This window comes from Achromobacter aegrifaciens (assembly GCF_902859735.1).
Classification (GTDB): Bacteria; Pseudomonadota; Gammaproteobacteria; order Burkholderiales; family Burkholderiaceae_B; genus Achromobacter; species Achromobacter aegrifaciens.
Genome location: NZ_CADIJY010000003.1, coordinates 310,610 through 336,680 on the forward strand (window position 1 = coordinate 310,610; position 26,071 = coordinate 336,680).

A 26,071-nucleotide genomic window follows, 5' to 3' on the forward strand; every position below is an offset into this window, starting at 1 on the left:
TTTTGCCGAAACTGCGGCACATGCACTGTGTCATCGCGGCGCCGGGCCGATAAGGCACGGCTCATGCCTGCGCAATGGTTACGGTCCAATCTGTTTTTTGACATAGGACAAAGTGAGGCTGTGGCCAAAGCACTACCGTGATAGCAAACGGAGCGCGGCCGGCCCGCGCCGCTTCGAAAGGCCGGCGCCATTTTTTGTCCTGTGGTTGTCCGCCATGTTTTCACTCCCGCTCTCTCTATCCCGCCAGGATGCAAAACCCTACAAGCAGCAGATCGCCGACCAGATCGAGGCGTTGATACGCGCCGGACGGTTGCAGGAAGGGGACAGGCTGCCGGCCATCAATCGGATGTCATCGCTGCTGCAGGTATCGAAGAACACCGTGCTGGGCGCGTATGAACTGCTGATCGATTCCAGCTTGATCCAGAGCAAGCCCAGCCGCGGCTATTTCGTGACGTTGAATCGCAGCCTGGTCATCAATCCGCGTTGCCCCGATTTCGTCCAGGACCGTCCGCCGGTCTACGCCGACGCCGTCAGCCAGGCTCTGTCCAGCGGCGTCTGCGGCCAGTCGCCGCCGATGCCCCTGCGCTATGACTTCAAGGTCGGCCGTCCCTCGGTTCACGCCTTTCCGCTGCGCCAGTTCATCACGCTGTCGAACCAGCTGCTGCGGCATGCGGGCTGCGCCATGGCCGAATATGCGCCACCGGCCGGCCTGTGGGGCTTGCGCGTGCAGATTGCCGATTACCTGTCGGCGGCCAAGGCGTTGAAGGTCGAACCGGAACAGGTGCTGATCACGGCCGGCAGTCAGGAGGCTTTGAGCCTGATCGCCTCGCATTTCCTGGACCGCCACGGCAGGGCGGTGTTCGAGTCGCCCTGTTACGCGGGATTCAGGAATCTGGTGCGGCGGCATGGCGCGCAGGAGGCGCCGGTTCCGGTGGACGGGCAGGGACTGCGCACGGATCTGTTGCCGGAAGGGCCGGCCAGGCTGGCCTATGTGACGCCGTCGCACCAGTACCCCCTGGGCCACGCCATGTCGCTGTCTCGGAGACGGCAGTTGCTCGAATGGGCGGGCCGCAGCGGCGCGCTGATCATCGAGGACGACTACGACGGCGACTTTTGCTATGAGTCTGTACTGCCCATGCCGCTGGCCGCGATGAGCCCGCGGCAGGTCGTGTACTTGGGGACGTTCTCCAAGACGCTGGGGCCCGGCCTGAGGCTGGGATACATGGTTTGCCCGCCTGCGCTGGTCGACGATTTCGTCGAACGCAAGGCCTTGCTCAACAACGGCAGTCCATGGCTGACGCAGGCCGTGCTGGCGCGCTACTTCGATGAGAACTGTTTCGCGCGCCACCTGCAGACCTTGCGGCGGCGCTACCAGGCGCAGCGCGACGAACTGCTGCGCGGCATCCGCAAGGTCTGGGGCGGACGCGGCCGGATCAGCGGACAGAATTCAGGGATGCACCTGGCCTTCGAACTGCCGGCGGACAGCCCACCCGCCGACGCGGTCGCCGCGGCCGCGCTGGCGCAGGGCGTGAGGCTGTATCCACTGGCCCAGGCCGCCGCCTGTGCGGCCGAGGGCGCCGAGCCCCGACATCTGCTGTTCGGCTTTGCCGGTCTGGATACTGGCGAGATCGCCCAGGCCATGGCGCGCGTGCACGCGGCTTGCAAACAATTGCAGGAATCCTGTCAGGACCGGGCGGCGTCTCGCCCGTCTCTGGACGAAGCGCGCTGCGCGGGTGTCTAGCACGCCTGCCGCGTTTCCGGTAGGGACGGCGGCGCAGCGCGGGGACCGGCGGCATCGCTATGCGGCGCTGCCGCGTCGTTCGTAGAATCAATTTGTCCTATGACAATATAAGATTCGTTCGGCCTGTGGGCAACCTGGGGCGGACGGTCACGCATGGAGATGCTGCGATGCCGATTACCGCTACCGGGTCCGTCCCGCTGACTTCCCGCCGGCCCGTGCCGGAGGTTCCGAATGCCGCAGCCCGGACCGGCAGGCGCCTGAACCGGACCGATGCCGCGTTCCTGCTGATCTGCCTTGCCGGCTGCGCCTATGCGTTGGCGGAGTTCGGCCCGTTCCTGAACGGCTACGAGAAAGCGATGCTGATCGGCGCCGTGCCGGCCCTGGCCTGGCTGGGATGGTTGTGGCGCCCCTTGCGGACTCTGGCCCTGTCCAGCGGCGCCAGCGCGCTGCTGGCCGTGTGGCTGTATGCGGGCGGGGCAGGGCTGCTGCAGGGCGATCTAGGGCGCGCCGAAAGCGTCTTCCTGCTCAAGTACCTGCTGTCGTCGCAGTCGTCCATACTCTGGATGAGCTGCCTGTTCGTGCTGGGCACGCTCTGCTACTGGGCGGGACTGGCCCGGCCCGCGATCGCCTGGCTGGGCACTGTCCTGACGTGGGGCGGGGTATGGGCAGGGCTGACCGGCCTGCTGGTGCGCTGGCGCGAAGGGCATCTGCTGGGACCGGATGTCGGACACATTCCAGTCAGCAACCTGTACGAGGTATTTGTTTTTTTCGCGCTGGTCACGGCGCTGTTCTACCTCTACTACGAGGCCCGCTACGCCACGCGGGCGCTGGGCGGCTTCGTCATGTTGGTGGTTGCCTCGATGGTCGTCTTCCTGTCCTGGTATTCGCTCACGCGCGGCGCCCATCAGATCCAGCCGTTGGTCCCCGCGCTGCAAAGCTGGTGGATGAAGCTGCACGTGCCGGCCAATTTCATTGGCTACGGCACGTTCTCGCTGGCGGGCGCGGTGGGTTTCGCCTACCTGGTCAAGCTGCACGGGCAGAGCGCCGCAGGCAAGCGTCTGATTCCGGTTTTCCTGCTGGGTGCGCTGCTATGCGCCGAGCCGATGATCTTCGGCTCGCGGCGGCTGTCGCCTGTGTGGATGCTGTATTTCGGCGCGGGCGCCATCCTCGTGGGCGCGGTGCTGGCGCTGCGCCGGCCGATTGCCCGCCGGCTGCCGTCCCTGGAGGTGCTGGAGGACATCATGTACCGGGCCATCGCGCTGGGTTTCGCCTTTTTCACCGTGGCCACCGTGCTGGGCGCGTTGTGGGCCGCCGACGCCTGGGGCGCGTACTGGCAATGGGATCCCAAGGAGACCTGGGCGCTGATCGTATGGCTGAACTATGCCGCCTGGCTGCACATGCGGCTGCTCAAGGGGCTGCGGGGAGAGGTGGCGGCCTACTGGGCGCTCGCCGGCCTGGTGGTGACAAGCTTCGCCTTCCTGGGGGTGAACATGTTCCTGTCGGGGCTGCATTCGTACGGCAGCCTGTAGGCCCCTGCAGCCTTGCGGGCGGCGATGCGCGCTGGCATCGGGTGTCTTGGCGGAAGCGGTGAGATTCGAACTCACGAACGGTTGCCCGTTGCCGGTTTTCAAGACCGGTGCAATCGACCACTCTGCCACGCTTCCTGGTATTGCGTATATTCCGGCGATCCGGCCATCAGGCAAACAATCTGCCAGGCCGGGAACACGATACGCCGTAAAGGGCGCAATAATAATCCATTTGCTGCAAAGGAGGCACGCGATGCACGCCGTAGAAATCTCTCGCCCTGGTGGCCCCGAGGTCCTGGTCCCCGTGGAGCGCCCCACGCCGGAAACCGGCGCGGGTGAAGTTCTGATCAAAGTCAGCGCCGCAGGCGTCAATCGTCCCGACGTGTTCCAGCGCAAGGGCAACTACGCGCCGCCGCGCGGCGCCTCGGACCTGCCGGGCCTGGAAGTGGCCGGCGAAATCGTCGGCGGCGACCTGGCGGGCAGCGGTTTCGCCATGGGCGACAAGGTCTGCGCCCTGGTGGCGGGCGGCGGCTACGCGGAATACTGCGTGGCGCCCGCGGCGCAATGCCTGCCCATCCCCAAGGGTCTGTCCGACATCGAGGCCGCCGGCCTGCCGGAAACCTATTTCACGGTCTGGAGCAACGTCTTCGACCGCGGCCGCCTGTCCGAAGGCGAGGCGCTGCTGGTGCACGGCGGCGCCAGCGGCATCGGCACCACGGCCATCCAGCTGGCCCGCGCCATGGGCCACAAGGTCTATGCCACCGTCGGCAGCGACGACCGGGCCCGCGCCGTGGAAGCGCTGGGCGCCGAACGCGGCATCAACTACAAGACCCAGGATTTCGTGAAGGAAGTGCTGGACGCCACCGGCGGACGCGGCGTGGACGTGATCCTGGACATGGTGGCCGGCGATTACATCGGCCGCGACATGCAGTGCCTGGCCGACGACGGCCGCATCGTCATCATTGCCCAGCTGGGCGGTTCCCACGCCAATGTGGACACGGCCCAGGTCATGCGCCGCCGCCTGACCATCACCGGCTCGACCTTGCGTCCCCGTCCGGTTGCCTTCAAGGGCGCCATCGCCCGTGCGCTGCGCGAACAGGCCTGGCCCTTGCTGGAAAAAGGGGCCATCAAGCCCATCGTGCACGCCACCTTCCCGCTGGCCGAGGCTTCCCGCGCCCATGCCATGATGGAAAGCGGTGAAAACATCGGCAAAATCATCCTGACCATGTAAGAAATGGGGGCGCTCGGCATAGCGTCCCGCAACAGGATACAATCACGGGTTTCGCCTGGGATTTTTTCCAGGCAGGCCCGTGGGCGGTTGCTACGCAGCCCTTGGCTCGCCCCAGTCCAACCGATACAGATACCTCGCCATGACTTCAGTCGAAAACCGCGCCCGCCTCGTGCTGGGCAACTGGAAGATGCACGGCAACCTGGCCGAGAACGCCGCGTTGCTGACCGAGCTGCGCGCCGCGGATGCTGCGAGCCACTGCGAAATCGGCATCTGTGTGCCGTTCCCCTATCTCGCGCAGGCGGCGTCGGCCCTGACCGGCAGCAGCGTGTCCTGGGGCGCGCAAGACGTCAGCGCCCATGAAAAGGGCGCCTACACCGGGGAAGTCTCCGGCGCCATGCTGAAGGAATTCGGCTGCCGCTGGGCCCTGGCCGGCCACTCCGAGCGCCGCGTGCTGCACGGCGAGACCCACGAAGCCGTCGCCGCCAAGGCCCAGGCCGCGCTGGCCGCCGGCCTGACGCCGGTGGTGTGCGTGGGCGAGTCCCTGGCCGACCGCGAAGCCGGCAACACGCTGGCCGTGATCGAACGCCAGTTGAAGCCCGTGCTGGCGCTGGGCGCCGAGGCGGTTTCGCGCATGGTCCTGGCCTATGAGCCCGTCTGGGCCATCGGCACCGGCCGCACCGCCAGCCCCGAGCAGGCGCAGGAAGTCCATGGCGCCATCCGCGCCGCCCTGCGCGCGCTGGGCGCCGCGCAGGTGCAAGTGTTGTACGGCGGCAGCGTCAAAGCTGCCAATGCCGCCAGTTTGTTCGCCATGACTGATATCGACGGAGCCCTGGTCGGCGGCGCGTCGCTCGTGGCCGAAGAATTTTTGCGAATCGCCGCTATCTAAGTTTCCGTTCCGGAGTCTGTAATGCCCTTGATGCTCAAAATCCTGCTGGCCGTCCAAGTGATCTCGGCGCTGGCTATCATCGTCCTGGTCCTGCTTCAGCAGGGCAAAGGCGCCGACATGGGGTCCGCCTTCGGCAGCGGCTCGGCCGGCAGCCTGTTCGGCGCCACCGGCGCGGCGAACTTCCTCTCGCGCGCGACCAAGTGGGCCGCCGTGGTCTTCTTCGCGTCCACCGCCGGCCTGGCTTATGTCAGCCACAAGGGCAATAGCGGCCCGGCCGTCGACTCGGGCGTGATGCAGAGCTTCCCGGCCGACCGTTCGGTGCCGCAAGTGCCGGGCGCGGCGCCTGCTCCCGCTGGCTCGTCGGTTCCCGGCGCCGCCTCGGTTCCCGGCGCGGGTTCCGTGCCCGCCGCTCCGGCCAAGCCCGACGCGTCGGTGCCCTCGGCCCCGGCCGCTCCCGCCACCCCGGCCGCTCCGGCCGCAGGCGAAAAGCCCGCCGAAACGCCCGCGAAGTAAGGCACAGCAAACGGAAAGGCCGGCACATGCCGGCCTTTTTCATGGGCGGCGCGCGCCTGCCCGGACATCCTGTCATCGGCGGCCGTTAGCATGCGTCGTCGCCGCGCCGGCAGCGGGTAGGGTATCGTTGCCTGCGCACCCGGTTCCCGTCTCTCGATCTCCGCCATGGCCACATCCAAACGCACTCCCCGAACCCCGACCGCCGCCGATCAGCAGCGGGGCTCGCCGCAGGCCATGCTGGCGCGCATCCAGAGCCTGTTGCCCTCGATGGGGGCGGCCTCGCAGCGCATTGGCGAGTTCGTCATACGCAACCCCGCCGAGGTGGTGCACATGTCGGTCAGTGAAGTGGCCGAGCGCACCCAGTGCAGCGAAGGCAGCGTGGTGGGCTTTTGCAAGCTGCTGGGGGCCACGGGCTTTCAACAGCTGAAGATCGCGCTGGCGCAGCAGATCGTGCAGCCGGTGCAGTATATCCACGAAGACCTGGCCGCCCAGGACACGCCCGAGCAGGTCGTCAGCAAGATCTTCCATAGCAATATCCAGACCCTGCAGGAAACCGAATCGGTGCTGGACGTGGCAGCGCTGTCGGCCGCGGTGGACCTGATACGCGGCGCCCGCCGCGTTGAAATCTACGGCATCGGCAGCTCGGCCGTCATCGCGCACGACGCGCACTACCGCATGCTGCGCATCGGGCTGCATGCCACCGCAGTGACCGATTCCCACGTGCAGGCCATCAGCGCGTCGCTGACCGGGCCGGACGTCGCTGTGCTGACCATTTCGCACTCGGGCAGCACGCACGAGACCGTGCTGGCGACGCGGCTGGCCAAGGAAGCCGGCGCGCGCACGATCTGCATCACCAATTTCGGCAAATCGCCGATCCAGGAGCATGCGGACGTGGTGCTGCACACCATGTCGCGCGAGACCCGTTTCCGCACCGAGGCCATGACCAGCCGGCTGGCCCAGCTCGCCATCATCGACACCCTCATCGCTTGCCTGGCCTTGTCCGACTACGACAAGGCCGTCTCCACGCTGCGCAGCACCTTCGACGTGCTGTCGAACAAGCGCTACTGATCGTCTTCAATGCCCTCCGGCAGCGCATGTCGGCGCGGGCACGCGCTGTCCAGCAGCCTCGCCACGTCCGGCGCATCCGCGCAGGGCGCATTGCCCACCAGCAGGTAGCCGATACCCAGGCGTACCGCACCCAGCCCATCGGTGCGCACGTTGTCGCCGATGACCGTGACGTCCGCAGGCGCCAGGCCCAGCCGGCGCAATCCTTCCTCCAGCAGCATGGCTCCCGGCTTGCCGAGTATGTGCGGCCGCGTGCCGGGCGCGCAGGCCAGCACCGACTGCAGTAGCGCGCCCGTCTCCGGGACGATGGCGCCTTGCGGGCCGGGATGGGTGAGGTCGCCGTTGCTGACCATCAACGCCGCGCCCCGCGCCAGCTCGCCTGCCAGGGTCTGCAGCGTCCCGTAGCCGAAGGACAGATCGCGCGCCAGCAGCACGATGTCCGCATCGCGGTCGACCAACGCCAGCCCCAGTCCGACCGCGAAACCGCGCAATGCGTCCGAGGCGCAGAGCAGCACCGCGGCCCGCGGGTTTTGCCGGGCGATATGGCGCACGGCCTGTTCACCGGCCAGGACCAGCATTCCGGCCTGCACCGGCAGGCCCATCGCCCGTAAACGCGGCGCCAGGTCCGCCGCCGTGTCGGTGGAATTGTTGGACACGATGACGCAGCGCCCTGCCCAGCGGGTCAGCAGCTCGCTGGCGCCCGGTATCACTTCATGCCCCCGGATCAATGTCCCGTCCAGGTCCAGGATCAGGCCGCGTGATCGGGCGGTCCAGGGCGGTTCTGCCGTCGGCGCTTGGGGGAAGGAAGCGAGGGGAGTGCGGGCAATGCGGGTCATGGATCGGCGTGGTGGCGTCGAAGCGCGTGCAGGGTTGAAAGAAGTGGGCGCCCGCTACGGTTCGGGCCTGCCCGGCGGCTGTGATTCTATCTGAACAAAATTCAAAAATTCATTTTTTTGATTTGAGAAATTTTCATTTGCCTGTCATGTGCGGTGACTAATCTGCGTTCCGGAATCAGGGCCGAGCACGCTGCGCCCCGATGGCAACCTCAACAAGACTAGGAACAGAAAAATGAAGATCCGCACCTGCGCGTCCGCCCTGGCGCTGGTTTCCGTGCTGGCCGCCGCGCCTCTCGCACAAGCCCAATCCCTGGCAGACGGCTCGCAGCAACGTCCGCTGCGCGTGCTGCTGATACCCGCCGACGGCGGCACCGAGTCGGGCACCAAGGCCGACTACGCGCCGATCTTCAACGCGATCACGCGCAGCACCGGCCTGCATTTCCAACTGACCGTGGGCCAATCCTACGGCGCCGTGGTCGAAGGCATGTGCAACCAGTTGGCCGAGGTCGCGTTCCTGGGTCCGGTTTCCTACGTGCAGGCGCAAGAGCGCCAATGTGCGCAATTGCTGGCCGTGGGCGTGCAGAAGGGCGAATCCGCCTACTACGCCGCGATGTTCGCCAAGGCTGATTCGCCGATCAATACGTTGGCTGATCTGAAGGGCAAGCGCGCCGCGTTCGGCGACGTGAATTCGGCCTCCAGCTTCACCTTCCAGGTGGCATCCATGATCAAGGACGGCATGGACCCGGCCAAGGACCTGGCGGCGCTGCAACTGACCGGCAGCCACGCCAGCAGCCTCGCCGCGCTGGTACAGGGCCAGGTCGACGCGGCCGCGCTGTCGTTCGATTCCTTCGACAAGGCGGTGCGCCAGGGCGCGGTGGACCCGAAGTCCGTGAAGGTGATCTTCAAGAGCGAACCCATCCCGTATCCGCCGTTGGCGATGAACACCAAGCTGCCCGAGACGCTGAAGGCCACGCTCAAGCAAGCCTTTGCCACGGTCCATCAGGCGCCCGGTGTAACGCCTGACATGGTGCGCGGCTATGGCGGCGCCAAGCTGGATCGTTTCGACACCGAGTTCTCCGAGGCGCAGTTCGCCGGCCCGGCCTCGAAGATGGCCCTGCTGACCGACGAGATCAAGGGTGAAATCCTGCAGAAGGCGGCACAGCGGTGATCGGCGGAGCAAGCGAAATGGACATGCTGCGCTATGACGCTGTAGGCATGCGCTATGCCGATGGGACCGCGGCGCTGAACTCGGTATCGCTGCAGGTGCCGCGCGGCCAGTTCTGCGTGATCCTGGGCGCCTCGGGCGCGGGCAAGTCGACTTTGCTGCGCATGGCCAACGGCTTGACCGCGCCGACCCAAGGCGAAGTGTGGGTCGATGGCACGCAGGTGCAGCCCTCGACGCTGGCGGCCGTGCGGCCACGGATCGGCATGGTGCATCAGCACTTCAACCTGGTGTCGCGCGCGACGGTCGCGACCAATGTGCTGTCGGGCGCGCTGCCCGGCTTGCCGGCATGGCGCGCCTATCTGATGCGCTTCCCCGCGGAATTGCGCGAACGGGCCTGCAAGCTGGTGCGCGAAGTCGGCCTGCAGCCCGAGCACCTGCAACGCCGCGTGAGCGAATTGTCCGGCGGCCAGCAGCAGCGCGTGGGCATCGCCCGAGCGTTCATGCTGGCTCCGGCCTTGCTGCTGGCCGACGAGCCGGTGGCCAGCCTGGACCCGCGCATCAGCCGCGACATCCTGGAGTTGTTGCGCAATCAGGCACGCGAACGCGGCGCCACCGTGCTCTGCAGCCTGCATCAGGTCGACCTGGCCCGCGAGTTCGCCGACCGCATCGTGGCCCTGCGCCATGGCGTCATGGTGTTCGACGGACCGGCGGGCGCGTTCGATGAGGCCACTGCCCGTGCGCTGTATCAGGCGCCGCAGGCGGAAAGCGGCATGGCCGCGCTTGCGGGCCGCGGCCATGCTGAACCTCGCATGGCCAGGCCGATCCGGCCGGCGGTGCTGTCGGCGGGAGGCGCGCAATGAACACGCATGCATTGAAGACGCCGGCCGACAACGCGGCCTGGCGCCTGGATCCGCCCTATGGCGCCCGCGCGCTGCTGATCGTGATCGCCGCGCTGATGCTGTTCCTCTACACCGGGCAGCGGGTCGAGATGGGTCGCATGGCGGCGCTCACCCTGGACGGCGCGCTGGCGGCGGTGGGCCTGAAGGAGCAGTCCCAGGTCACCTCGGGCCTGGGCGCCCTGGCCGACAACCTGTTCCCGCTGCAGGTCTCGTACCGCACCGAGACTTCGCGCATAGAGGGCTTCGACCCGGACAGGCTGCCGTGGCTGGCGCATGTGGAAACGGTGCAGGTGACCGAGAGCCGGCTGAATCCGCACACGCTGAAGATGGAAGACGAGGTATCCACGCAGACCTATCTGGTCGAGCCGCTGGGCTATCTATGGCGGGTGGCGGTGAAGATGGTAGAGACCTTCGAGATCGCGATCTGGGCGACCTTGCTGGCCGTGCTGGGCAGTGCGCCGCTGGCCTATTGCAGCGCCCGCAACTACGCGCCCAACCGCCTGCTGTACGTGGCGGCACGCGCCCTCGTCAGCATGTTCCGTGCGATGCCCGAGCTGATCTGCGCGCTGTTCCTGGTGCTGGCCTACGGCTTCGGCCCGATTGCCGGGGTGCTGGCGCTGGCCATCCATTCGATGGGATTCCTGGGCAAGTTCTACGCCGAGGACATCGAAACGGCCGACACCAAGCCGCAAGAGGCGCTGGCCGCGATCGGCGCCAGCAAGCCGCGCGTGCTGGCCTACGCAGTGCTGCCGCAGGTCATGCCCAAGTTCACCGGCTACACCCTGTACATCCTGGACCGCAACGTGCGCATGGCGACCGTCGTGGGCCTGGTGGGCGCGGGCGGCATCGGCCAGGAACTCAAAGGCCGCTACGACATGTACCAGTACGCCCACGTCGGGACCATTCTCGTCGTGATCTTCATCACCGTGTTCTTGCTGGACCAGGTCGCCGCCCGCTTGCGGCGCCGCTTGAGCTGAGCCGGCGCGGCGGCCAGCCAGGCCGCCGCGCCCCGATAGGTTTTCTGCCGGACGGACCCGGCAACGTTCCCTGACCAGGAGTTTTCATGACCCCGTACTTTGCACTGGGCCGCGCCCTTGTTGCGGCCATCGCCTTGAGTTTGACCCTTGCCGCCTGCGGCGGCGATGACGACTCGGATGACGGCGCGACCACGCCGCCCGAGACCGGACAGCCAGAGACGCCGCCGCCCGCGCCGCAACTGCGCTGCGCGCCCTGAACGCCCGATCCGCCCAACCCCACGCAAGAGTAGCCCCATGACCAAGACCTATCCCTCGCATCCCGCCAGCGCGTCCCCGGCCTTGCCGGGCCGCCGGCAGTTTTTCCGCGCCTCGGCCCAGGCGGCCGGCGCCCTGTCGGCAATGGCCTTGCTGCCCGCCTCGATCCAGCGCGCGCTGGCGGTTCCGGCCGCGGTTGAAAGCGGCACCATCAAGGACATCAAGCACATCGTGATCCTGATGCAGGAGAACCGCTCGTTCGATCACTATTTCGGCACCATGCGCGGCGTGCGCGGTTTCGGCGACCGCTTCCCGATTCCGCTGGCCAGCGGTAAATCGGTGTTCTTCCAGCCCGACCCCAAGGGCGGCCAGGACATCCAGCCCTTCCGCCGCGATTCCAGGACCAGCAACGCGCTGATCGGATCGGGCACGCCGCACAATTTCCCGGACCAGCAGGCAGCCTGGAACCAGGGCAAGATGGACCAGTGGATCCAGTACAAGAACCAGGCCACCATGGGCTTCTTCATGCGCGAGGACATTCCGTACCAGTTCGCGCTGGCCGACGCCTTCACGGTCTGCGACGGCTATCACTGTTCCATCCTGACCGGCACCGATCCCAACCGCATCGTGTTCTGGTCAGGCGCTAACGCCAATCCCGAGCTGCGCAAGCTGGGCGTGAACAGCACCGACACCGATTCGGAACCCGTCAACTCGCGCTGCTGGCCTAATCCGTCCAACTGGGTGGCGGGCCGCGCGCAGCTGGCCGACGGTTCGGGCCAGGTCGACCCCGCGACCGGCGCCTACAACTACAAGTACGTGAACAGCGCCTTCAAGTGGGACACCTTGCCCGACCTGCTGCAGCGCGCCGGGGTCAGCTGGCACATCTACCAGAACATGAACAACAACTGGACGGGCGCCATGCACGGCTGCCTGGCCTTCAAGAGCTTCCGCACCGCGCAGCCGGGTTCGCCGATCTATGAACATGGCCTGACGGGCGGCCCCGAGAAGAACGACGGCGCCGTCAACTTCCTTGCCCAGCTCAAGCAGGACGTGGCCAATGGCACTTTGCCGCAGGTGTCGTGGGTGTTGCCTACGCAGGCCCTGGCCGAGCATCCTGGCAGCAGCGAAGGCGTGGCCGGTGCCGCCGATTTCATCGCCGACGTGCTGGACGCGCTGACCTCCAATCCGGAAGTCTGGAGCAAGACCGCACTGTTCGTGACCTTCGACGAGAACGACGGCTTCTTCGATCACGCCGCCATGCCCGCAGTGCCGTCCTATGACGCCAATGGCGTGCTGATGGGCAAGTCCACCGTGCCGCTGGAGGGGGAGTATTTCGATGCCTCGGTGGGCAACTACCTGAAGGCCGACGACAAGATCACCGGCAACATCCGGCCGTGGGGCCTGAGTTCACGCGTGCCGATGTACGTCGTGTCGCCGTGGAGCAAGGGCGGCTGGGTCAATTCCCAGGTGTTCGACCATACCTCGGTGGGCCGGTTCCTGGAGCAGCGCTTCGACATCAAGGTCGACGCCATCAGTCCTTGGAGCCGCGCGGTCTGCGGCGACCTGACCACCTGCTTCGACTTCGTCAGTCCCAACGATCCGCGCGTGCCCACGCTGCCCGACACCAGCAACTATCCCGCGGTCAACGCGGCGCAGAAGCTGTTGCCCACCACCGCCGTGACCCAGGCGCCCGCAATCCCGCAGCCGCTGTTCCAGGAGACCGGCACGCGGCTGTCGCGCGCGCTGCCCTATGAACTGCACACCAGCGCCCGGTTGGGGGCGGATGGCGCGGTCGAACTGCTGTTCAGCAACACGGGCGAAGCCGGCGCGGTGTTCCATGTGTACGACAAGCGCAACCTGGACCTGATCCCGCGGCGCTACACCGTCGAAGCCGGCAAGACGCTGTCCGACACCTGGACCGGCGGCGACTATGACCTGTGGGTGTACAGCAGCAACGGCTTCGTGCGGACCTTCTCCGGCAATACGCAGCGTGGCGCGGCCTTGGAAGTGCAGGTCTGCTACGAGCCGGCAGGCAGCGCGCTCTACGTGAAGGTGTCCAACCGCGGCACGGCCAGCCTGCAGGCGAACCTGCAATCCAACGCCTACCGCAAGGACGGCCCCTGGACCCTGGCGGTCGAGCCGGGCAAGGTCGCCGAACACCACTGGTCCATCAAGGAAAGCGGCAACTGGTACGACTTCACCGTCACCGCCGAAGGCTTCGAACGCCGCTTCGCGGGACGCATGGAGAACGGCCGCGCGAGCGTCAGCGATCCGGCCATGGCGCTGCATCTGTGATGGCTCAGGCATGAGCGGGCCGGGCGCGCATCGGGGTGCGCGTCCGGCCGGTCCGCAACAACAATCGATCAACATACAAATGAAGCACACATACGCAATTCTGGCCGCCAACGGCTTGTCGGTGGCGGTTCTGGTGGGCGCGCTGGCCGGGGGATCGGCCGCGCAGGCGCAGACCGCGCCGCCTGTGAAGTGGGACGGCAGCAACCTTGGTTATGGGCCGGGCGCCGCTCAGGGCGTGACGGGCAAGGGCAATCACGCGATCGGCAAGAACGCTGGCGCCAACGTGAAAGGCAGCAACAACATCGGCCTGGGCAATGGCGCGGGCCAGGACGTGAGCACCAACTGGAACCTGGCGATCGGCGAGGGCGCGGGCTCCAAGGTCGGCGGCAAGAACGCCAACCAGGCCATCGGCTATTACGCCGGCACCAATGTGCAGGGCGGCTGGAACCAGTCGTTCGGCCGCAGCGCCGGCCAGAACGTCACGGGCGACTACAACGATGCGTTTGGCTTCTGGGCCGGCACGGATACGGTGGGCAACAACAATGCCGCCTATGGCACCAACGCCGGGCGCAATGTCACCGGCAACGGCAATTCGGCCTTCGGCCAGGAAGCGGGCCGCAACGTCGTCGGTGACGGCAACCTGGCGCTGGGCCAGAACGCGGGGCAGAACGTGGAGGGCGAGGGCAATCTGGCGCAGGGCAAGAACGCCGGGCAGAACGTGACCGGCGCCAACAACACGGCTGCCGGCGCCTACGCGGGCTATGGCGTGCAGGGCGACGGCAATACGGCTGGCGGGCTGGCTGCGGGGCGCGACGTCGTCGGCAATAACAACATGGCGCAGGGCACGGCCGCGGGGTCGGGCGTGCGGGGCAACGACAACGTGTCGATAGGCTCGAACGCCGGACGCGGTTCCGTTGCCGACCGCAGCGTGTCGGTGGGAGCGGATTCGTCCGCGGCCACGCAGAGCGTCGCGGTCGGCGCAGGCGCGGTGGCCAGCGCGGGCAACAGCGTGGCGCTGGGGGCGGGGTCCTCGGCGGCGCGCGGCGCGCAGGAGAACTACGAAGCCTACGGCATGGCGCAGCCCCAAAGCTCCACGGGCGAGGTGAACGTGGGCGGACGCCAGATGACGGGCGTGGCTGCAGGCAGCGAGGACACCGATGCCGTCAACGTGGGCCAGCTGCGCGCCGCCAGCAGCGCAAGCGAGGCGCGCGTGGGCGCCGTCGAGCATTCCCTGCAGAACCTGCGCAGCGATCTGGAGTCCCAGGAGCGCATGCTGAGCGCGGGGGTGGCTGCGGCCATGGCGACGGCTTCCTTGCCGCAGGCCTACCTGCCTGGCCGCAACATGCTGTCCATGGCGGGCGGCACCTGGAACGGCGAATCGGGTTACGCCCTGGGGCTGTCGCGCGTGTCCAGCGGCGGGCGCTGGGTCTACAAGGTGTCGGCCAACGGCACGTCCCGCGGCGACTTCGGCGGCGCCGCGGGGGTCGGATACCAGTGGTGAGGCCGGGCCTGCGATAATGCCGCAAGCGCGGCGGCCGGCGATGGAACGCGGGCCGCCGCCAGCACAGGCATACCCGGATCGGCCCCATGGAAAAGCGTTTGATGCCATCGATGATGGCGCTGCAATGTTTCGAGGCGGTGGCGCGGCACATGAGCTTCACGCGCGCCGCCGAGGAACTGCACATGACCCAGAGCGCGATCAGCAAACAGATCGCGCAGCTGGAGGCGCTGCTGCGCAACCCGCTGTTCCTGCGGGTGCGGCGGCGCCTGCAACTGACGCCTGCGGGAGCCTTGTACCAGTCCGAGGTCAGGGCCATCCTGAACCAGGTGGACATGTCCTCGCGCTACATCCTGACCTACGGCAGCGAGACTCAGGTGCTGACCATCGGCACCCAGCCCACCTTCGGCGCGCGCTGGCTGATCCCGCGCCTGCAGGGCTTCATGGCCGCCCATCCCGACATCCAGGTCAAGGTGCGCAGCGAAACGCGGCCCTTCGACCTGATGCAGGCCAAGATCGACATCTCCTTCTTCTTCGGCCATGGCACCTTGCCGGGCGCCCAGTGCCGGGAATTGTTCGAGGCCGAGGTCGTGCCGGTGTGCGCGCCCGGCTTTCTTCCGGGTGACAGGGTCGACAGCCTGGAGGCGCTGAGCGCGCAGGCGCTGATCCAGTGCGCCTCGCGTCCGGAGGCCTGGCACGACTACTTCTCGCGCCAGCAATTCCAGTCCGACCGCAGCTACCACGGTCCCCGCTTCGATACCTTCTACATGTGCGTGCGCGCTGCGGAGGGCGGTTGCGGCGTGGCGTTGACGCCGCGCCTGCTGGCCGAAGAAGAGCTGCAGGCCGGCAAGCTGGTGATTCCCTGGGACTACGTGCAGCCCAGCGACGGCGCGTACTTCGTCGCCTATTCCGAGCACTCGGCCGAAGTGCCCAAGATCAAGCAGTTCGTCGCCTGGGTTGAGGAAGAGGCCGCGCGCAAGCGCGAGCGCGACGCCCAGCGGGCGCGGTCCATGAAAAAACGGACTGATTAAGCCGATTTTTTTCATTTGATCGCACGCGCGGCGCATGATTTCATGCGGGCCATCCTTGTTTACCGATGTGCCGAGCCCGCCATGAGTCAGAATTTCGTCAATCCGGACCAGATCCGCGCCTGGTTCTCCCGCGCCATGTCCGACATGTACAAGTCGGAAGTGCCGCTGTACGACACGCTGCTGGACCTGGTCGCCCAGGTCAACGCCAAGACGCTGGCCGAACAGCCCGAGTTGGCCGCCCAACTGGCCCGCACGGGCGAGATCGAGCGCCTGGACATCGAGCGCCACGGCGCGATCCGCGTCGGCACCGCGCAGGAACTGGCCAACATGCGGCGCGTGTTCGCCGTGATGGGCATGCAGCCGGTGGGCTACTACGATCTGTCGCCGGCCGGCGTACCGGTGCATTCCACCGCCTTCCGTGCCACCCACGAAGCCTCGCTGCAGGCCAGCCCCTTCCGCGTCTTCACCTCGCTGCTGCGGCTGGAACTGATCGCCGACGAGGCCCTGCGCGAGAAGGCCGCGCGCGTCCTGGCCGCGCGCCAGATATTCACCGCGCGTACGCTGGAACTCGCGGCCCGCTTTGAGGCGCAGGGCGGACTGGTTGAAGCCGAGGCCCGCGAATTCGTGGCCGAAGCCCTGCACACTTTCCGCTGGCACAGCGAGGCCACCGTCAGCCTGGACGACTACGAGGAACTGCACGGCCAGCACCGCCTGATCGCCGACGTGGTGGCCTTCAAGGGCCCGCACATCAATCACCTGACTCCGCGCACGCTGGACATCGACGAGGCCCAGGCCGAGATGCCGCGCCGCGGCGTGTCAGCGAAGGCCGTGATCGAAGGCCCGCCGCCGCGCAAATGTCCGATCCTGCTGCGCCAGACCAGCTTCAAGGCGCTGGAGGAAGCGGTCCTGTTCGCCGGCGCCGACGGCCAGTCCGCGGCCGGCAGCCACACGGCGCGCTTCGGCGAGATCGAGCAGCGCGGCGTCGCGCTGACCCGCAAGGGCCGCGCGCTCTACGACCAATTGCTGGACCTGGCCCGCAGCCGCATCAGCGGCGCGCCCAACGAAGGCAATGCCGCGGCCTATATGCAGAACCTGCAGGACTGTTTCGCCGCCTTCCCGGATGACTATGACGCGCTGCATGCGCAGGGGCTGGCCTATTTCCGCTATTTCCTGACCGGCAAGGACGGCGCGGATGCGCAAGCCAGCCTGCAGGACCTGATCGCCCAGGGCTACATCCGCTTCGAGCCGCTGGTGTACGAGGACTTCCTGCCCGTCAGCGCGGCCGGCATCTTCCAGTCGAACCTGGGCGACAAGGCCCAGGCCGAATACGCGCAGAACGCCAGCCAGGCGGCTTTCGAGCAGGCCCTGGGCGCCCAGGTGCAGGACGAGCTGGCGCTCTACCAGGACACGCAGGACCGTTCGCTGGCCGCCTGCATGCAGGCGCTGCGCGCACAGGCCGGCTCGCCGGTGGCCGCATGAGCCGTCTGGATCGTTGCCTGTCCGTGCGCGACTTCGAACGCGAGGCGCGGCGCATCATGCCGCGCTGCGTCGAAGGCTACGTCTGCGGCGGCACCGAGGACGGCGCCTCGCTGGCCGAGAGCGTGCGCGCATTGAGCGACGTGGGTTTCCGGCCGCGCGGCCTGCGCGTGGTGGACCAGCGCAGCAGCCAGGTCGAACTCTACGGCCAGCGCTACGCCATGCCGGTGGGCTTCGCGCCTACCGGGTTCTCCGCCATCGTCATGCATGAGTGCGACCTGGCGCTGGCGCAGGCCGCCCAGCAGGCCGAGATTCCCTTCATCATCAGCGGCGCTTCCAGCGTGCCGCTGGAACGCTTGCAGGAGGCCACGGGCAAGCGCTGCTGGTACCAGGCCTATCTGCCGGGCAATACCGAGCGCATCGGCAAGCTGATGGCGCGGCTGCGCCAGGCCGAGATCCCGGTGCTGGTCGTGACCATCGACACCTGCGTCGGCGCCAACCGCGAGAACCTGCAGAAGCTCTCGTTCACCGTGCCCTTCAAGCTCAGCCCCAGCGTGATGCTGGACGGCATGCGCCACCCGCGCTGGAGCTTCAACGTCTTCCTGCGCACGCTGCTGGGCAGCGGCATCCCCAGGTTCTCGAACCTGTACGAAGAGATCGGCCCGCCCATCACCCAGGACCCGCCCAACGGCTTTCGCGGCGAACGCGACAAGCTGTCGTGGGAACACATCCGCTGGATCCGCGAGAACTGGCCGGGCAAGCTGGTGCTCAAGGGCGTGATGCATCCCGATGATGCGCGCCTGGCCTGCGCGGCGGGCGCCGACGGCGTGATCGTGTCGAACCACGGCGGACGCCAGCTGGATGGCTGCATCTCGCCCTTGCAGGCGTTGCCCGACGTGGTGGCCGCGGTGCCGCCCGGCTTCCCGGTCATGGTGGATGGCGGTTTTCGCCGCGGCTCCGACGTGCTCAAGGCCGTGGCCCTGGGCGCGCGCATGGTCTTCACCGGCCGGCCCCAATTGTTCGGCGCGGCCGTGGCCGGCAGCGCCGGCATCCGCAAAGTGGCGGACATATTCCGCAGCGAGATCTCGACCAACATGGCGCTGCTCGGCTGCGCGACGCTGGCCGATCTCACGCCGGACCTGATCGCGCCCTTGCGGCCGGCAGGCGCCGTCTGACGCGGGCGGCTGTGCCGCTCCGGGCAGCAGCGCCCGCACAACAACAAAAAACGGCGCGCATCCCCATGCGCGCCCATCCGTTTTCGACAGGAGGAAACATGAAGAAGATCTATACCAAACTGGCCGGCGTGGCGGCAGTGCTGGCGTGCATCGCCAGCGGACCGGCGCAGGCCCAGGCCGGCGCCTATCCGACCAAGCCGGTGCGGCTGGTCGTGGGCTACGCCCCGGGCGGCACCACCGACATCAGCGCGCGCATGATCGCCGACGTGCTGGGCAAGGAGTTCGGCCAGACCTTCGTGGTGGAGAACAAGCCCGGCGCCAACAGCAACATCGGCGCCGAGTCCGTCGCCCGCTCGGCGCCCGACGGCTACACGCTGTTCGTCGGATCGATTTCCACCGCGATCAACCAGTCGCTCTATTCCAAGATGTCCTATGACGCGCTCAAGGACCTGGACGCCGTCGCCCTGCTAAACGTGGTGCCCAACATCCTGGCCGTCAACGCCAGCGTGCCCGTCAAGTCGGTGCAGGAATACATCGCCTACGCCAAGAAGAACCCCGGCAAGCTCACCTGCGCTTCGCCCGGCAACGGCTCGTCCGCCCACCTGGGCTGCGAACTCTTCAAGATGAAGACCGGCGTCGATATCCTGCACGTTCCGTACCGCGGCAGCGGCCCGGCCGTGGCCGACCTGCTGGGCGGCCAGGTGGACTCCATCTTCGACAACCTGCCGCCGCTGCTGCCGCATGTGCGCGCCGGCAAGCTGACGGGTCTTGCCGTCACCACCGCCAGCCGCGTGCCGTTCGCCCCGGAAATCCCCACCATCGCCGAATCCGGCGTGGAGGGCTTCGACGTGGCGGCCTGGTTCGGCGTGTACGCGCCGGCCGGCACCCCGCCCGAAATCGTCCAGAAGATCAACGCCGCCATCAACAAGGCCCTGACCTCCGACGCCGCGCTGGCCGCCAGCTATCAGACCAATGGCTTCCTGATGCCCCCGCCGCCCAACACGCCGCAAGCATTCAAGGCCTTCATGGAAAGCGAAACCCGCAAGTGGGGCGAAGTCGTCAAGGCGACCAACCTGCAGATCAACTGATAGGCGGGGAGAGGGGGCGTCCGCGGCTCCTCTGGATAATCCTTGGGGGGACGGATTGGTGGCATGCCAGCGACAAAGCGGCACGGAACCACCCGTTTCCCAATTTGCGTGATAGAATGTTCGACTTTCCAGGAAAGCACGCTTTTCTGGCTGAAGTTAGCCGACGTGGTGAAATTGGTAGACACGCTATCTTGAGGGGGTAGTGGCGAAAGCTGTGCGAGTTCGAGTCTCGCCGTCGGCACCAAGAATTTGTTCCAGGGGTCGCCCCTGGAAAACGCAAAAGACCCGCATTCCTTTGACCAGGATGCGGGTTTTTTCATTTCGCGGTGTTCCCAGCGCCGCGGCAACTATCGGGAACGCATGGCCAGCCAGCTGCGGCAGTCTACCCGCACTCAAAGGCGCTGCCATATGCCGCGAGCAGAGTCTTGCACCGTCAGACCGGCAATGTTTCGAAGCAATTGCCCGTGAATCCCTGATTCCAAGAGCCTGCTATAAAGTCGGCTACAGCTTTTCTGCAGGACCAGGAAATGTCCATTCAAACGTTGAGCCGCTGTGGTGTGGCGATTTTCGCGGCTGCGCTGATGGCCGGTTGCTCGTCCAGCGGTTCCAAGACTTCGGATCAGGCTGCCGCCAAGTCGTATTCCTCCTCTGCCCGCGCCGGCGGCGAGTGCGCGAGCCGCAGCAAGTGCATCTACAAGGGTGCCTACGAATCAGGGGAACGGAACTACGCCGAAGCGGAAGCCAAGCGCCTGAACATGGCCGAGCTGGAGCGCCTGCGTCGCGCTTTCGGCAATTGAACCCGGCTGGAAACCGGCGCGCGCCCACGCCGGAAGAAATCATGCGGCACTACGACTCGGATCCGGACGAGGATCCCTGGGTCCGTGGCAAGCCGGCGCCGGAATTGGTCGCGGTCGTACCCTATGACCCTGATTGGCCGGTCCGTTATGGCCAGCTTGCGACGCAGGTGCGCGAGGCCTTGGGACCGGCGGCGCTTGCGGTCGAGCATATGGGATCGACGGCGGTTCCGGGCCTGCCGGCCAAGCCGGTGATAGATATAGACCTGACAGTGGCCGACCCCGTCCAGGAGGACTCTTATGTCCCCGCGCTGGAGGCGGCCGGTTACGCGCTGGTCTTGCGGGAGCCGTCCTGGCATCAGCACCGTCTTTTGCAGCTGGCCGCGCCGCGCGTGAACCTGCATGTGTTCGGCCCGGACTGCCCCGAGAACGTCCGCCACCGGATGTTCCGCGACTGGCTGCGCCAGCACGACGCCGATCGCGATCTGTATGCCCAGGCCAAGCGCGAGGCGGCGGTCGGCGCGATGCAGGTCATGGACTACAACAAGCGCAAGGAAGCCGTCCTGCGCCAGATCTACCAGCGCATGTTCCGCGCCGCCGGCTTCATCTGAGGCGCGCCGGCGCGGACTTTCTCCATTCGCCTCAGTAGTGGCTTTTGAGCGGCACGGCCGGGTCGGCCAGCACGTCGCGGGGCGGGTTCAGACCCAGCTCCAACAGCTTGCGCGCCGCCAGGTGGTCCATTGGGGCGTTGATCGATTCGACGCAGACCAGATGGCCGTCGGCAAAGTGCAGGATCGAGAAGCTGCCGGGCTTGGCGCCCGGGCGCAGTACGCGCTCGGTGTCCGGCGGCGCCAGGCCGGCGATCTGCAGGCGCAAGGCGCCCTGGTCGGACCAGAACCAGGGCAGGGCGTGATACGGGGTCTTGGTGCCGAGCAGCACGCCGGCCAGGGTGCGGGCCTGGTCGTTGGCGTTCTGCACCGACTCCAGGCGCAGGGTCTTGCCCCAGCGCGCATACGGAAACGAGGTGCAGTCGCCGATGGCGTAGATGCCGGGCGCCGAGGTTTGCATCAGCCCGTCCACCACGATGCCGTTCAGGCAGTCCAGGCCCGCGGCCTGCGCCAGCGTGATCTCGGGCACGGCGCCGATGCCGGCGACCAGCAGGTCCACCGGATGCTCCACGTCGTTGACGACTACGCTGCGCACGCGGCCGTTCTCGGTCCGGATGTGTTGCAGGTCGGAGGACAGGCGCAGGTCGACGCCGGACTCGTGCAGCACGCGGGCGACGTGGTCCGAGGCTTCGGGCGACACGGAACGCGCCAGCAGGCGCGGCGCGGATTCGAAGACGGTGACCGGGCGTCCCAGGGCGCCGGCCGTGGCCGCGATTTCCAGGCCGATGAAACCGCCGCCCACGACCGTGACCGAAGGCGCGTCGGCGATCGCGGCGCGCAGGCGCGCGGCATCGTCGGCGTTGCGCAGGTAGATCAGGTTCTGGAGCTCATCAGGGACGTCCGGCAGGCGCCGCGCGCGCGTGCCGGTGGCCAGCACCAGCGCGTCATAGTCCAGCTGTTTGCCCGAAGCCAGCGTCAAGCGGCGCGCGTCGCGGTCTATGCCGACCGCGGGATCGGCCAGCAGCACCTGCACGCCGGCGTCGGCGTAGACCGCCTCGGCGCGCAGCAGCTGGATCGGGGCTTCCGGATCCTTGATGTAGGTCTTGGAGAGCGGCGGGCGGTGGTAGGGCAGCGAGGCCTCTTCGCACACCAGCGTCAGGCTGCCGGGAAAGCCGCCTTCTATCAGGCTGGCGCACAATTGCGCCGCCGCGTGGCCGCCGCCGACGATTACCACCTTCTGCATGCATGACTCCTGTTCTGCCTGGCCCGGTCTCGGGCCGAATCGGCAATGCTACCGCAGGTGGCAGCTGGAGGAAGTGCATGAAAGTGGGCACTGCGCGTCCGAACGAGATCGGGTCGCAGCGATTGGGGGCGGGTTCAGGCGCCCGGCAGCATGTAGCGGGCGGAAACGGCCAGGATGCGCTGCGCGGATTCTCGCAGCCTGCGCGCTTCGCGGTGGGCGTGGAGGGAAACCACGGCGTCGTAGCGGCGCGCGCTGAGCGGGCCGGCCAGTAGCACCGGGCGGCGGGTAAGTATCGGGGATATCAAGCGTTGCATGTGGAGCATTCCTGCGGGCGTCAGGCCCTGTCGATGCCAGGTATCGTAAGGCGGCCAGGGGCGGCGGCCAACGAAATACCTTTTATATGAATATCCGGCGCGCGCCCGGGATCGGGGGCTGGCGGATATCCGGACGCCAGTATCGCCCGCGAGTATGACAGCCATATGCCAGTGCTGCGCGCGGCCGCCCGGCAGGGAACGGGCAGGCCGGCGCACAGGCGTTCCGGGCGGCCGCGCCCTTAACGCGGCCGCCGCCTCAGGGCGCCTTCAACCGCGACGGCACCTCGCCCACGTCGCTGCAGACCGCCAGCACTTCGGCGGGCTTCTTGCTCATGGACAGGTACACGTGGCCGATGCTGCTGTCGAAGTAGGCGGTCTCCAGCTTGCCCAGCACGACGCTGTCGCCGTTTTCGAACTGGATGCGGACCTTGCCCGACAGCACCAGCGCGAATTCCTGGCCCGGGTGCCGGATGTAGTCCTCGAACTCCACCACCTTGCGCGAGTCGATGAGCGCCAGCATGGGCGTCATCTTCTTGCCGGGGTATTCGCCCATGAGCAGGCGGTAGTGGTAGTTCTCGGTGACGTAGTCGCGGGCGTCGCTGAGCTTGTTCTTGACGAAGGTGGGGGCGACGGCGGCCTGCGAGGCGTCCGGCAGCATGAACATGCGGGTCATGTCTATGCCGAGCGCGCCGGCCAGCGCGGCGAACTTCTCGTAGCTGAGGGCAATCTGCCCCAGCTCCGCCTTGGACAGCGTCGAGACCGCGATGCCGCTGGCGCGGGACAGCGCCTGCAGGGTCATCTTGCGCGCCTTGCGCTCGGCCCGCAGGCGAGCGCCCATTTCTTCCTTGCCGACGATCTCGGGCGGGGATGTAGTGCCGGGTAGGGCCATGTAGCGATCTGGCAGGTGGGAGGTGGTTGGGGCAGGGCCCGCAAGCCCCGCTGCGTATGCCGGATTGTAAGGGCTGGCCGGGATCAGGCTCCCGCCCGGTTGAGGACGCGGCCGGCGTGCTGGCCGGTGAAGGCCTGGCCTTCCCAGACGGGAGCGCCGTTGACGTACACCGAGTGGATGCCCGCGGCGCGCTCGGTGGGACGATCGAAGGTGGCCGAGTCGGCCACGGTGGCGGGGTCGAAGACCACCAGGTCGGCGTAGTAGCCGGGCTGCACCTGGCCGCGTTCGGCCAGGCCGAACTTGGCGGCGGTCAGGCCGGTCATCTTCCAGACCGCGGTTTCCAGCGGGAACAGGCCCAGGTCGCGTGAGTAATGGCCCAGCACGCGTGGGAAGGTGCCCCACAGTCGCGGGTGCGGACGCTCGTCGTGGGGCAGGCCGTCGGAGCCGATCATGGTGGGGCCGAACGCCAGGATGCGCTGCACGTCGGGCTCGTCCATCATGAAGTAGATGGCGCCCGCGGGCTGCAGCTCCGGCACCACGTCGTACTTGGACTTGCCGCGCTCGGCGGCGATTTCCTCCAGGTCGCGCCCGCTCAGTTCGGGAAAGGGCTTGCACCAGGTGATGAGCGTGCGGCCAGCCAGCAGCACGCGGTCCTGCTTGAGCATGGTGGAGCCGGCCACGTAGGGATAGGCGTCCAGCGACACGTCCTGGCTGGCCATGGCGGCCTCGATCAGCGCCAGCGTTTCCTTGGAGCGGCCGAAGTTGGGCTTGCCCATGACCTTGTGGTGCGAGATCACCACCGGCACGTCCAGTTCGCGGCCGATGCGGAAGGTCTCTTCCAGCGCCGCCACGATATGTTCGCCTTCGTCGCGCATGTGGGTGGCGTAGACGCCGCCATGCGTGCCCAGCGGGCGGCACACCTCGATGATTTCCTCGGTGCTGGCATGGGCCGCGGGCGGATAGAACGCGCCGGTGGAAATGCCGATGGCGCCGCTGGCGAGCGCGTCGTCGGCCAGCGCCTGCATGGCCTGGATTTCCGCCGCCGTGGCTTCGCGCTTCAGATCGGGCATGACGGCGGCGCGCAGGGTGGAATGGCCTACCATGCAGGCGGCGTTGACCGCGGGCGGCGCGGCGCGCAGGGCCTCCAGGTAGTCGGAGAAGCGCTCGAAGCGGAACGAGCCGCCTTCGTCCAGCAGGTCCAGCGGCGCGGGCGGGTTGGCGTGCGCCAACGGCGCCAGGCTGATGCCGCAGTTGCCGGTGACCACGGTGGTGACGCCCTGCGAGATCTTGGGCGTCATGTCGCGGTGCTTGAGCAGATAGTTGTCGTCGTGCGTGTGCGAGTCGATGAAACCCGGCGACACCACTTTGCCGGCCACGTCGATGCGCCGCCGGGCACTGCTGGCGCTCAGGTCGCCGACGGCGGCGATGCGGTCGCCGCGCACGCCGACATCGGCCAGCCGGCCCGGCGAGTTGGTGCCGTCGATGACGGTGCCGCCGGCAAGGATGTAGTCGAACGGGGTGGCGTCGGTCTGGGACATGCGTATCTCCGGCTAAACGGGGGTGGCGAAGTGGCAGGCGACCTGCTGTTCGGGGGCGATCTGGCGCGGCTGCGGCGCTTCCTCGGCGCAACGCGGCTGCGCCATCGGGCAACGGGTGCGGAAGGCGCAGCCCGAGGGCGGCGACAGCGGGCTGGGAATCTCGCCCTTGAGCACTTCCACGGGCTTGCGCTCGCCCTGTCGGGCCGAAGGGACGGCGGCCAGCAGGGCGCGGGTATAGGGATGGGCGGGCCGTTCGAAGATGGCCTCGCGGGTGCCGGTCTCGACGATCTTGCCCAGGTACATCACGGCGACGCGATGGCTGATGTGGCGCACCACGCTCAGGTCGTGCGAAATGAAGACATAGGTCAGCCCCAGGTCGCGCTGTAGGTCCATCAACAGGTTGATGACCTGCGCCTGCACCGACACGTCCAGCGCCGACACCGGTTCATCGCAAACGATCAGGCCCGGGTCCAGCGCCAGCGCGCGGGCGATCACGATGCGCTGGCGCTGGCCGCCGGAGAACTCGTGGGGATAGCGGTCGGCGGCGTCCGGGCGCAGGCTGACGCGGGCCAGCAACTGCGCGACTCGGTCGCGGATGGCCGCGCGGCTGTGGCCGAAGGCGCGCAGCGGCTCGCCGATGATGTCGCGCACCCGCATGCGCGGGTTCATCGACGAGAACGGATCCTGGAAGATGAACTGCATGCGCTGGCGCATGGCGCGCAGCTCGCGGCTGTTCATGGCGGCCAGGTCGCGGCCTTCCAGCAGGATGCGACCTTCGGTGGGATCGGTCAGGCGGATCAGGCATTTGCCGGTGGTCGATTTGCCGCAGCCGGATTCGCCCACGAGGCTCAGCGTCTGGCCGCGCGGCACCGACAGGGAAACGCCGTCGACCGCGCGCAGCACCTTGGCGCCGCTGCCGCTGTCCACGGGGTAGTGTTTCTTCAGGCCGACGACTTCCAGCATGGGCGGGGCGTCGGCGGCGGGCGCGGACACGGCGCTCGCAAGGGGGATGTCGTGCAGATTCATGG

Annotated in this window: 24 protein-coding genes and 2 tRNA genes; 19 read left to right on the plus strand and 7 right to left on the minus strand. The window is 67.5% G+C overall.

Annotated features, from left to right (window positions below; genetic code table 11):
- The first annotated feature begins 214 nt into the window (after positions 1-214).
- A complete protein-coding gene (pdxR, locus tag HV766_RS11460) occupies positions 215-1,741 on the plus strand; it encodes a MocR-like pyridoxine biosynthesis transcription factor PdxR (RefSeq protein WP_119450852.1) in 1,527 nt (508 codons plus the stop codon).
- 167 nt (positions 1,742-1,908) lie between these two features.
- Entirely contained in the window at positions 1,909-3,270 is a 1,362-nt protein-coding gene (gene ccsB, locus HV766_RS11465; RefSeq protein ID WP_175181173.1) for a c-type cytochrome biogenesis protein CcsB, read from the plus strand.
- A 47-nt stretch (positions 3,271-3,317) separates the two neighbouring features.
- Here the strand turns inward: ccsB and HV766_RS11470 are convergent.
- A tRNA-Ser gene (locus HV766_RS11470) sits at positions 3,318-3,405 on the minus strand.
- Between the two features lie 115 nt (positions 3,406-3,520).
- Between HV766_RS11470 and HV766_RS11475 the strand changes: the two genes are divergently transcribed.
- From HV766_RS11475 to HV766_RS11490, 4 genes are all read left to right on the plus strand, one after another.
- Positions 3,521-4,498, plus strand: a complete 978-nt coding sequence (locus HV766_RS11475) for an NAD(P)H-quinone oxidoreductase (protein ID WP_054450236.1) — start codon at positions 3,521-3,523, stop codon at positions 4,496-4,498.
- A gap of 139 nt (positions 4,499-4,637) precedes the next feature.
- Positions 4,638-5,384 (plus strand): triose-phosphate isomerase, encoded by a 747-nt coding sequence (gene tpiA / locus HV766_RS11480; RefSeq protein ID WP_175181174.1) that lies wholly within the window; start codon positions 4,638-4,640, stop codon positions 5,382-5,384.
- A 21-nt stretch (positions 5,385-5,405) separates the two neighbouring features.
- Entirely contained in the window at positions 5,406-5,897 is a 492-nt protein-coding gene (gene secG, locus HV766_RS11485; RefSeq protein WP_054450241.1) for a preprotein translocase subunit SecG, read from the plus strand.
- Between the two features lie 165 nt (positions 5,898-6,062).
- On the plus strand, positions 6,063-6,965 hold the full coding sequence (locus tag HV766_RS11490; RefSeq protein WP_225588996.1) for a MurR/RpiR family transcriptional regulator: 903 nt from the start codon (positions 6,063-6,065) through the stop codon (positions 6,963-6,965).
- On the opposite strand, the gene HV766_RS11495 is transcribed toward HV766_RS11490, so the two are convergent.
- Positions 6,959-7,798: an HAD-IIA family hydrolase gene (locus HV766_RS11495; protein WP_175181175.1), complete on the minus strand. Its 840-nt coding sequence runs from the start codon at positions 7,796-7,798 to the stop codon at positions 6,959-6,961. The genes HV766_RS11490 and HV766_RS11495 overlap by 7 nt on opposite strands.
- Positions 7,799-8,030: 232 nt before the next feature.
- Between HV766_RS11495 and HV766_RS11500 the strand changes: the two genes are divergently transcribed.
- From HV766_RS11500 to HV766_RS11560, 13 genes are all read left to right on the plus strand, one after another.
- Entirely contained in the window at positions 8,031-8,966 is a 936-nt protein-coding gene (locus HV766_RS11500) for a phosphate/phosphite/phosphonate ABC transporter substrate-binding protein (protein WP_175181176.1), read from the plus strand.
- 17 nt (positions 8,967-8,983) lie between these two features.
- Positions 8,984-9,823, plus strand: a complete 840-nt coding sequence (locus HV766_RS11505; protein ID WP_054450248.1) for a phosphonate ABC transporter ATP-binding protein — start codon at positions 8,984-8,986, stop codon at positions 9,821-9,823.
- Entirely contained in the window at positions 9,820-10,839 is a 1,020-nt protein-coding gene (phnE, locus tag HV766_RS11510) for a phosphonate ABC transporter, permease protein PhnE (protein ID WP_054450250.1), read from the plus strand. The genes HV766_RS11505 and phnE overlap by 4 nt, the downstream gene beginning before the upstream one ends.
- Positions 10,840-10,925: 86 nt before the next feature.
- Positions 10,926-11,096 carry a hypothetical protein gene (locus tag HV766_RS11515; protein ID WP_166738396.1) on the plus strand — a complete coding sequence of 57 codons (171 nt, stop codon included), beginning with the start codon at positions 10,926-10,928 and terminating at the stop codon, positions 11,094-11,096.
- 37 nt (positions 11,097-11,133) lie between these two features.
- The gene (locus tag HV766_RS11520; RefSeq protein WP_175159515.1) at positions 11,134-13,389 is read left to right on the plus strand and encodes a phosphocholine-specific phospholipase C; all 2,256 of its coding nucleotides are present in this window, start codon (positions 11,134-11,136) and stop codon (positions 13,387-13,389) included.
- Positions 13,390-13,468: 79 nt separating this feature from the next.
- Positions 13,469-14,890: a YadA family autotransporter adhesin gene (locus tag HV766_RS11525; RefSeq protein ID WP_175181177.1), complete on the plus strand. Its 1,422-nt coding sequence runs from the start codon at positions 13,469-13,471 to the stop codon at positions 14,888-14,890.
- A gap of 86 nt (positions 14,891-14,976) precedes the next feature.
- Positions 14,977-15,918, plus strand: a complete 942-nt coding sequence (locus tag HV766_RS11530; protein WP_119450858.1) for a LysR substrate-binding domain-containing protein — start codon at positions 14,977-14,979, stop codon at positions 15,916-15,918.
- 81 nt (positions 15,919-15,999) lie between these two features.
- Positions 16,000-17,397 carry a 2-oxoadipate dioxygenase/decarboxylase HglS gene (gene hglS, locus HV766_RS11535; RefSeq protein ID WP_175181178.1) on the plus strand — a complete coding sequence of 466 codons (1,398 nt, stop codon included), beginning with the start codon at positions 16,000-16,002 and terminating at the stop codon, positions 17,395-17,397.
- Positions 17,394-18,569, plus strand: coding sequence for an alpha-hydroxy acid oxidase (locus HV766_RS11540; protein ID WP_175181179.1), 1,176 nt, complete (start codon positions 17,394-17,396; stop codon positions 18,567-18,569). Before hglS ends, HV766_RS11540 begins: the two co-directional genes overlap by 4 nt.
- 98 nt (positions 18,570-18,667) lie before the next feature.
- On the plus strand, positions 18,668-19,657 hold the full coding sequence (locus HV766_RS11545) for a Bug family tripartite tricarboxylate transporter substrate binding protein (protein WP_175181180.1): 990 nt from the start codon (positions 18,668-18,670) through the stop codon (positions 19,655-19,657).
- Positions 19,658-19,816: 159 nt separating this feature from the next.
- A tRNA-Leu gene (locus HV766_RS11550) sits at positions 19,817-19,901 on the plus strand.
- Between the two features lie 283 nt (positions 19,902-20,184).
- The gene (locus tag HV766_RS11555) at positions 20,185-20,454 is read left to right on the plus strand and encodes a hypothetical protein (RefSeq protein WP_119450861.1); all 270 of its coding nucleotides are present in this window, start codon (positions 20,185-20,187) and stop codon (positions 20,452-20,454) included.
- 41 nt (positions 20,455-20,495) lie between these two features.
- The gene (locus HV766_RS11560; RefSeq protein ID WP_119450880.1) at positions 20,496-21,062 is read left to right on the plus strand and encodes a GrpB family protein; all 567 of its coding nucleotides are present in this window, start codon (positions 20,496-20,498) and stop codon (positions 21,060-21,062) included.
- A 31-nt stretch (positions 21,063-21,093) separates the two neighbouring features.
- Here HV766_RS11560 and HV766_RS11565 read toward each other — a convergent pair whose 3' ends face one another.
- The 5 genes from HV766_RS11565 to HV766_RS11585 all read right to left on the minus strand — a co-directional run bounded on the left by HV766_RS11565 (position 21,094) and on the right by HV766_RS11585 (position 26,069).
- Positions 21,094-22,302 (minus strand): NAD(P)/FAD-dependent oxidoreductase, encoded by a 1,209-nt coding sequence (locus HV766_RS11565; protein WP_119450862.1) that lies wholly within the window; start codon positions 22,300-22,302, stop codon positions 21,094-21,096.
- A gap of 134 nt (positions 22,303-22,436) precedes the next feature.
- Positions 22,437-22,616: a hypothetical protein gene (locus tag HV766_RS11570; RefSeq protein ID WP_054450268.1), complete on the minus strand. Its 180-nt coding sequence runs from the start codon at positions 22,614-22,616 to the stop codon at positions 22,437-22,439.
- Positions 22,617-22,872: 256 nt separating this feature from the next.
- Positions 22,873-23,505, minus strand: a complete 633-nt coding sequence (locus tag HV766_RS11575; protein WP_125472416.1) for a helix-turn-helix domain-containing protein — start codon at positions 23,503-23,505, stop codon at positions 22,873-22,875.
- An 83-nt stretch (positions 23,506-23,588) separates the two neighbouring features.
- Entirely contained in the window at positions 23,589-25,043 is a 1,455-nt protein-coding gene (locus HV766_RS11580) for an N-acyl-D-amino-acid deacylase family protein (RefSeq protein WP_175181181.1), read from the minus strand.
- A gap of 12 nt (positions 25,044-25,055) precedes the next feature.
- The gene (locus tag HV766_RS11585; RefSeq protein ID WP_054450273.1) at positions 25,056-26,069 is read right to left on the minus strand and encodes an ABC transporter ATP-binding protein; all 1,014 of its coding nucleotides are present in this window, start codon (positions 26,067-26,069) and stop codon (positions 25,056-25,058) included.
- Between the last annotated feature and the right edge of the window lie 2 nt (positions 26,070-26,071).

Coding starts and splice junctions, on each gene's coding strand:
- phnE (WP_054450250.1), top strand. CDS start 9,820: ATGAACACGCATGCATTGAAGACGCCGGCCGACAACGCGGCCTGGCGC.
- HV766_RS11495 (WP_175181175.1), bottom strand. CDS start 7,798: ATGACCCGCATTGCCCGCACTCCCCTCGCTTCCTTCCCCCAAGCGCCG.
- HV766_RS11575 (WP_125472416.1), bottom strand. CDS start 23,505: ATGGCCCTACCCGGCACTACATCCCCGCCCGAGATCGTCGGCAAGGAA.
- HV766_RS11520 (WP_175159515.1), top strand. CDS start 11,134: ATGACCAAGACCTATCCCTCGCATCCCGCCAGCGCGTCCCCGGCCTTG.
- HV766_RS11515 (WP_166738396.1), top strand. CDS start 10,926: ATGACCCCGTACTTTGCACTGGGCCGCGCCCTTGTTGCGGCCATCGCC.
- HV766_RS11500 (WP_175181176.1), top strand. CDS start 8,031: ATGAAGATCCGCACCTGCGCGTCCGCCCTGGCGCTGGTTTCCGTGCTG.
- secG (WP_054450241.1), top strand. CDS start 5,406: ATGCCCTTGATGCTCAAAATCCTGCTGGCCGTCCAAGTGATCTCGGCG.
- HV766_RS11505 (WP_054450248.1), top strand. CDS start 8,984: ATGGACATGCTGCGCTATGACGCTGTAGGCATGCGCTATGCCGATGGG.
- HV766_RS11560 (WP_119450880.1), top strand. CDS start 20,496: ATGCGGCACTACGACTCGGATCCGGACGAGGATCCCTGGGTCCGTGGC.
- HV766_RS11530 (WP_119450858.1), top strand. CDS start 14,977: ATGGAAAAGCGTTTGATGCCATCGATGATGGCGCTGCAATGTTTCGAG.
- ccsB (WP_175181173.1), top strand. CDS start 1,909: ATGCCGATTACCGCTACCGGGTCCGTCCCGCTGACTTCCCGCCGGCCC.
- HV766_RS11490 (WP_225588996.1), top strand. CDS start 6,063: ATGGCCACATCCAAACGCACTCCCCGAACCCCGACCGCCGCCGATCAG.
- HV766_RS11565 (WP_119450862.1), bottom strand. CDS start 22,302: ATGCAGAAGGTGGTAATCGTCGGCGGCGGCCACGCGGCGGCGCAATTG.
- HV766_RS11555 (WP_119450861.1), top strand. CDS start 20,185: ATGTCCATTCAAACGTTGAGCCGCTGTGGTGTGGCGATTTTCGCGGCT.
- hglS (WP_175181178.1), top strand. CDS start 16,000: ATGAGTCAGAATTTCGTCAATCCGGACCAGATCCGCGCCTGGTTCTCC.
- HV766_RS11525 (WP_175181177.1), top strand. CDS start 13,469: ATGAAGCACACATACGCAATTCTGGCCGCCAACGGCTTGTCGGTGGCG.
- tpiA (WP_175181174.1), top strand. CDS start 4,638: ATGACTTCAGTCGAAAACCGCGCCCGCCTCGTGCTGGGCAACTGGAAG.
- HV766_RS11540 (WP_175181179.1), top strand. CDS start 17,394: ATGAGCCGTCTGGATCGTTGCCTGTCCGTGCGCGACTTCGAACGCGAG.
- pdxR (WP_119450852.1), top strand. CDS start 215: ATGTTTTCACTCCCGCTCTCTCTATCCCGCCAGGATGCAAAACCCTAC.
- HV766_RS11570 (WP_054450268.1), bottom strand. CDS start 22,616: ATGCAACGCTTGATATCCCCGATACTTACCCGCCGCCCGGTGCTACTG.
- HV766_RS11545 (WP_175181180.1), top strand. CDS start 18,668: ATGAAGAAGATCTATACCAAACTGGCCGGCGTGGCGGCAGTGCTGGCG.
- HV766_RS11585 (WP_054450273.1), bottom strand. CDS start 26,069: ATGAATCTGCACGACATCCCCCTTGCGAGCGCCGTGTCCGCGCCCGCC.
- HV766_RS11475 (WP_054450236.1), top strand. CDS start 3,521: ATGCACGCCGTAGAAATCTCTCGCCCTGGTGGCCCCGAGGTCCTGGTC.
- HV766_RS11580 (WP_175181181.1), bottom strand. CDS start 25,043: ATGTCCCAGACCGACGCCACCCCGTTCGACTACATCCTTGCCGGCGGC.